At 63.9% G+C, this 6,557-nt stretch carries 7 protein-coding genes; 6 read left to right on the plus strand and 1 reads right to left on the minus strand.

Features of this window, described 5'->3' with window-relative positions; genetic code table 11:
- Nucleotides 1-44: 44 nt before the first annotated feature.
- Nucleotides 45-503, minus strand: a complete 459-nt coding sequence (locus tag AC16JP_RS10350; RefSeq protein WP_484340536.1) for an Lrp/AsnC family transcriptional regulator — start codon at nucleotides 501-503, stop codon at nucleotides 45-47.
- A gap of 103 nt (nucleotides 504-606) precedes the next feature.
- Here AC16JP_RS10350 and phhA point away from each other — a divergent pair, with 103 nt between their 5' ends.
- The 6 genes from phhA to AC16JP_RS10380 all read left to right on the plus strand — a co-directional run.
- A complete protein-coding gene (gene phhA / locus AC16JP_RS10355) occupies nucleotides 607-1,470 on the plus strand; it encodes a phenylalanine 4-monooxygenase (RefSeq protein WP_484340537.1) in 864 nt (287 codons plus the stop codon).
- 19 nt (nucleotides 1,471-1,489) lie between these two features.
- Complete coding sequence (gene hppD / locus AC16JP_RS10360) at nucleotides 1,490-2,566, plus strand: 4-hydroxyphenylpyruvate dioxygenase (RefSeq protein ID WP_484340538.1); 1,077 nt, start codon at nucleotides 1,490-1,492, stop codon at nucleotides 2,564-2,566.
- Entirely contained in the window at nucleotides 2,559-3,860 is a 1,302-nt protein-coding gene (gene hmgA / locus AC16JP_RS10365) for a homogentisate 1,2-dioxygenase (RefSeq protein ID WP_484340539.1), read from the plus strand. Before hppD ends, hmgA begins: the two co-directional genes overlap by 8 nt.
- Nucleotides 3,857-5,158 (plus strand): fumarylacetoacetase, encoded by a 1,302-nt coding sequence (gene fahA / locus AC16JP_RS10370; RefSeq protein WP_484340540.1) that lies wholly within the window; start codon nucleotides 3,857-3,859, stop codon nucleotides 5,156-5,158. The genes hmgA and fahA overlap by 4 nt, the downstream gene beginning before the upstream one ends.
- Complete coding sequence (gene maiA, locus AC16JP_RS10375) at nucleotides 5,155-5,799, plus strand: maleylacetoacetate isomerase (protein WP_484340541.1); 645 nt, start codon at nucleotides 5,155-5,157, stop codon at nucleotides 5,797-5,799. The genes fahA and maiA overlap by 4 nt, the downstream gene beginning before the upstream one ends.
- A 48-nt stretch (nucleotides 5,800-5,847) precedes the next feature.
- Nucleotides 5,848-6,557, plus strand: a 710-nt coding sequence (locus AC16JP_RS10380) for a LacI family DNA-binding transcriptional regulator (protein WP_484340542.1), incomplete at its 3' end; no start/stop codon positions are given.

Consider the following 6,557-nt stretch of genomic DNA (forward strand, 5'->3'; position numbering starts at 1 on the left):
TTTTTCATTGCCGGTGCACCCGCACGGGCCGAACTGCCTGATCGTCAGATCGGCAATGCCGTCGTGTACTTCGTCTGCGACAGCGCGAAATGCGAGGAGGCGCCGCCGACTGACGGGTGGTCCAGCAACACCCGCATCAGGAAATGCTCATAGTCGGCGACATCGGCCGCCACCACGCGCAGCAGATAGTCCCAGTCCCCCGACATCGAGTAGCACTCCATGATCTCGCGCCGTTCGCGCACGAAATCCTCGAATGCGGTGCGCACGTCGCGGGCATGCGAACGGACGCGCACGTTGCACAGCACATTGACCCGCCGCCCAAGCGCCTGCGCATCCAGCAGCCGCACCGCCGGCCCAAGCACGCCTGCCGCCTCCAACGCCTTCACCCTTCGCCAGCACGAGGCGGGCGAACTGCCGACACGCTCGGCCAGTTCGGCGTTGCTTAGCAGCGCGTCTGCCTGCAACTGGTTCAGGATTCGCCGATCGATCGCATCTAGGTTCATGCGTTTCAATATCTGCAGAACTATGAAACATGCAATTCACTAATTTGCTTGATACAGCGCAGAATGATAGGATTTTGCGAATAGTCCGTGTCATTGTCGCAAGATGTCGCACGCTCTGCCAGACCGCCCGGCCAGCATCGCCGGGGATTGGACGATCCCGCAGGACTGGCAACGCTACAGCCCTGCCGAACATGCGATGTGGGACCGCCTGTTCGCGCGTCAGGTGGCGTTGCTGCCCGGCCGCGTGGTGCCGCAGTTCATGGACGGGCTGCGCCTTCTGAACATGGCGAAGCCCGGCATTCCGGATTTTGCGGATCTTTCCGAACGCCTTGAAAATGTAACCGGATGGCAGGTGGTCGCGGTTCCGGGCCTTGTGCCGGATGACGTATTTTTCGAGCATCTTGCCAACCGCCGCTTCGTCGCCGGCCGCTTCATCCGGACGCCCGAACAGATCGACTATCTGCAAGAGCCAGACATCTTCCACGACGTATTCGGCCATGTGCCGCTGCTCGCCGATCCGGTGTTTGCCGACTATATGCAGGCCTATGGACGGGGCGGTCTGCGCGCAAACGGCCTTGGGGCGATCGGGCGGCTGGCGCGGCTTTACTGGTACACCGTCGAATTCGGGCTGATCCGCGACGGCGACCATCTGCGGATCTACGGCGCCGGCATCGCTTCGTCGCATGCGGAATCGATGTTCGCGCTGGATGATCCGTCGCCCAACCGCATCGGCTTTGATCTTGGCCGCGTCATGCGCACCCCATATCGGATCGACGACTTCCAGCAGACCTACTTCGTGATCGACAGTTTCGACGACCTGCTGCGCCAGACCCTCGAAGCCGATTTCGAGCCGCTCTACGCCAGGCTGCACGATCTGCCGGATATCGGGATCGAGGCGATCCAGCCCGGCGACACCGTGATTGCGCGTGGCACCCAGGCCTATGCGCGCGGCAGGCGGAACCCATGAAAACAGGAGCGTAGTTGCAATGAACATCGTGCCGAATACCCAGCCAGCCCAGACCGGCGATGCCGCGCCGAACCCGCTTGGGTTGAACGGCTTCGAATTCGTCGAATTCACGTCGCCCGATCCCGCCGAAATGGGCGCGCAGTTCGTGGCGCTTGGCTTCACCCCGACGCACCGCCACCCGACAAAGAACATCACCCGCTACAAGCAGGGCCGGATCAACCTGATGCTGAACCGCGACGAGGCCGGGCGTGTCGCGTCGTTTCGCGGCGAACACGGGCCATCGGCCAGCGCGATGGCGTTTCGCGTAGCCGACCCTGCCGCAGCGATGGTCTGGGCGCTGGAACATGGCGCCAAGCGAACCTCCGAGGACGACACCGTCATTCAGGGTATCGGCGGATCATATCTCTATTTCATCCGCGACGGCGAGGATCTCTATCGCGACTGGGCCGCGTTCCCCGGCTGGCGCGAGGCGGAAGCGGCAAACAATGTCGGCCTCGATCTCCTCGACCATCTGACCCACAATGTCCGCCGTGGGCAGATGCGGGTCTGGAGCGAATTCTACCGGACCCTGTTCAATTTCGAGGAACAGAAGTTCTTCGACATCGAGGGCAAGGCCACCGGGCTGTTCAGCCAGGCGATGATCGCGCCGGACCGGGCGATCCGCATCCCGCTGAACGAGAGCAAGGACGACAACAGCCAGATCGAGGAATTCATCCGCGAATATAACGGCGAGGGTATCCAGCATCTGGCGCTGACGACGAACGACATCTACGCGACCGTCGAGAAGCTGCGCCAGCGCGGCGTGCGCCTGCAAGACACGATCGAGACCTATTATGAACTGGTCGACAAGCGTGTTCCGGGGCACGACGAAGATCTGGAACGGCTGCGACGCAACCGCATCCTGATCGACGGCAGCGCCCAGAACGGAGAGGGGCTGCTGCTGCAAATCTTCACCGAGCCGATGTTCGGGCCGATCTTCTTCGAGATTATCCAGCGCAAGGGCAATGAAGGCTTCGGCAACGGCAATTTTCAGGCGCTGTTCGAAAGCATCGAGCTGGACCAGATCCGGCGCGGCGTGGTGACGGTCAATGGCTGACCGCCTGCTGGCCGGTTTCGGCAATCATCTCGCCTCGGAAGCCGTGGCAGGCGCGCTGCCGCATGGGCGCAACTCGCCACAGCGCGTGGCGGGCGGGCTTTATGCCGAACAGCTTTCCGGAAGCGCCTTCACCGCGCCACGGCACGACAACCGGCATAGCTGGCTGTATCGCATGCGGCCGGCGGCCGAACATCCGCCGTTCCGCCCATATCAGCGAAAATCGCTGCTGCGTTCCGGCCCGTTCGACGAAATGCCCCCTTCCCCCAACCGGCTGCGCTGGAACCCGCTTCCGTGGCCTGCCGAAAGCGTCGATTTCGTGGACGGTCTGACGACCATCGCCGGCAACGGCGACGCCGACACCGGCGCGGGCTGCGGCGTGCATCTCTATGCCGCGAACCGTTCGATGGTGGATCGCGCCTTTTTCAGCGCCGACGGCGAACTGCTGATCGTGCCGCAGCAGGGCGCGCTGAGGATCGTTACCGAACAGGGCGTGCTGGATGTCGCGCCGCTGGCCATTGCCTTGATCCCAAGGGGCGTGCGCTTTCGCATAGATCTGCCGGAAGGGGTTGCGCGCGGGTATGTCTGCGAAAACTACGGCGCGCCCTTCCGCCTGCCGGAACTTGGCCCCATTGGTTCCAACGGCCTTGCCAACCCGCGCGACTTCGAGGCCCCGGCGGCGGCTTTCGAGGACATCGAGCGACCGACCGAAATCGTCCAGAAGTATCTGGGCAACCTCTGGACGACCACGCAGGCCCATTCGCCGTTCGACGTGGTTGCCTGGCACGGGACGCTGGCGCCGTTCCGCTACGATCTCGGCCGTTTCAACACCATCGGCACGGTCAGCTTCGATCACCCCGACCCGTCGATCTTCACTGTTCTGACGTCGCCCAGCGACACTGCGGGCACAGCCAACATCGATTTCGTGATCTTCCCGCCGCGCTGGATGGTCGCCGAAGATACGTTCCGCCCACCATGGTTCCACCGCAACGTCATGAGCGAGTTCATGGGCCTCGTCACCGGCGAATATGACGCGAAGGCCGATGGTTTCGTGCCCGGAGGAGCATCCCTGCACAACCGGATGGCGAGCCACGGGCCGGACGCCGCAACCTATGCGAAGGCGGTTGCCGCCAGCCTGAAACCCGAGAAGATCGACAACAGCATGGCCTTCATGTTCGAGAGCCGCTACGCATTCCGTCCGACGCGCTGGGCGATGGAGACGCCGTTGCTGCAACAGGATTACGACAACTGCTGGCAGGGTTTTGCCAAAGGCAACCCATCGGGCGGCCGCGCATGAACTGGTGGCAGACAGACGAAACGCACGACCCGAACCGCACAAGCTGGGTCGACAGCGCCAACGGCCACCCGGATTTTCCGGTGCAGAATCTGCCCTTCGGCGTATTCGCTCCCACCGGTGGCGCGCTGCGCATCGGCGTGGCGATCGGCGACGATATCCTCGACCTGTCGGCTTGCGCCACGCACGGTCTTCTGCCGGCTGATGCAGCGCTTCATGCCCGGCAGACCACGCTGAACGACCTGATGGCGCTGCCCCCCGGCCAGCGAAGGCAGTTGCGGCGACGCATCAGCGAACTGCTGATCGACACCCGGCATCGCCCGCATGTTGCTGATGCGCTGCACAAGGCGGATGCCTGCACGCTGCACCTGCCTGCCCGGATCGGCGATTACACGGATTTTTACGTGGGCATTCATCATGCAACCAATATCGGGCGACTGTTCAGGCCGGATAACCCGTTGCTGCCAAACTATAAATATGTGCCGATCGGCTATCATGGGCGGGCGTCTTCGGTCTGCCCGTCAGGGGTTCCGGTTCGCCGGCCGAACGGCCAGTGCAAGGCAGCGGACGCCGAAACGCCGACGGTCGGACCGACCGCGCGCCTTGATTATGAACTGGAACTCGGCGTCTGGATCGGGCCGGGCAATGCGCTTGGCGAACCCGTCGCGATTGCCGACGCCGCTTCGCACATCGCCGGCTTCTGCCTTTTGAACGACTGGTCGGCACGGGACTTTCAGGCGTGGGAATATCAGCCGCTCGGGCCGTTTCTGGCAAAAAACTTCCAGACGACGGTGTCGCCGTGGGTGATCACGCCCGAAGCGCTTGCGCCGTTCCGCATGGCCCAGCCGCCGCGACCGGCAGGCGATCCTGGGCCACTGCCCTATCTGGCCGCCGACGACGACCAGGCGCATGGCGCACTGGCGATCACGCTGGAAGTATCGCTAAGCACGGCCGCCATGCGGGCGGGCGGCCAGCAACCTGTCCGTTTAAGCCGGGGGCCTGCAAGCTCGATGTACTGGACGGTGCAGCAGATCCTTGCCCACCACACGATGAACGGCTGCAACCTTCAGCCCGGAGACCTGCTGGGCACCGGAACCATCTCGTCGCCGGGGCGGGAAGGCTTCGGCAGCCTGATGGAACTCTGCGACGGTGGCAAACAACCGATCCCGCTGCCGAACGGAGAGGCGCGCACCTTCCTGGAGGACGGTGACGAGATCACCCTGACGGGCAGGGCATCGGCGGCAGGCCATGTTCCAATCGGCTTTGGCACCTGCAGCGCACGAGTGATGCCCGCCCGATGACTGCGCCTGTTCTGCACGGCTACTGGCGATCGAGCGCAAGCTATCGGGTGCGCATCGCGCTGAACCTGAAAGGTGTCGGCTATCAACAGATCGGCCACGATCTCAGGGCGGGCGCGCAACGAGATCCGGCCTATCTGAAGCTGGCGCCGCACGGGCTGGTTCCCGCGATCGAGCATGACGGCCAGACCATCATCGAAAGCCCGGCGATCCTCGAATGGATCGATGCCTGCTGGCCCGAGCCGCCGCTGCTGCCCGCCGCACCGCTTGATGCTGCGATCGTCCGGGCGATGGGTGCGCTGGTTGCATGCGACATCCATCCGCTGAACAATCTGCGCGTGCTGAAGGCGCTGCGGGCGGACTTCGGCGCCACCGACCAGCAGGTGAACGCGTGGGTCGGCCGCTGGATCACCGAAGGGTTTACCGCGATCGAGCGCATGATCGAGGAACATGGCGGACGCCTCGCCTTTGGCGATACGCCAACCCTGGCCGACTGCTATCTGGTGCCGCAGGTTTATAATGCCAACCGGTTTTCCGTCGACCTGGCGCCATTCCCGCGCGTGCGTGCGGTGAATGACTTTGCGCTGACGCTGCCCGCGTTCGCCGCCGCCCAGCCGGACCGGCAACCAGACGCCAGCCAATAGTCTTTACTGGTATCTCGACAGCCGGTCATCGCGCGTTACAACAGTGCGATGGCAACGATTCAGGATGTCGCACGACTGGCTGGCGTCTCGACTGCGACGGTGTCGCGTGCGCTGGCGCAGCCCTCCCGCGTGACGAGGACGCTGCGCGAGCGGGTGATCGGCGCCGTCGACGAACTGGGCTATGAACCGAATGTCGCGGCGCGATCGCTGCGCACGGCACGTTCGTCGCGGATTCTGGTTTCCGTTCCGGATATTTCCAACGCATTCTATTTCAACGTGATCCGTGGCGCCGAGGAAGCAGCGCGGCAGGCCGGCTATTCGATCATTCTGGGCGACACCCGCAACGACCCGGACGTCGAGGATGAATATGCGGCGATGCTGAAGACAAAAGAGGTGGACGGCCTGCTGTTCCTTGGCGGCCGCATCCCCGAAACGCTGCGGCGCATGTGTGCAAAGGCAACGCCCGCGCCGATCGTCAATGCCTGCGAGCTAAGCCCGGATCTGGGTGTGCCGGGTGTCCATATCGACAACGAGGCGGCGGCGCGGGACGTCCTTACCTACCTCGTCTCGCTTGGGCATCGCCGGATCGGGGTTCTGTCGGGGCCGCTGGAAATCCTGCTCTGTCAGGAACGGCTCAGGGGCGCGCAGGCGGTTGCCGCCGAAGCGGGGCTGCCGCCGCTCGCGGTGCTGAGCGGCCCATTTTCGGTACAGACCGGCGAAGAACTTGCCCCGCAGTTGCTGGCGGCAACAGGCTGCAC

It is taken from the genome of Sandaracinobacteroides sp. (genome assembly GCF_057137845.1).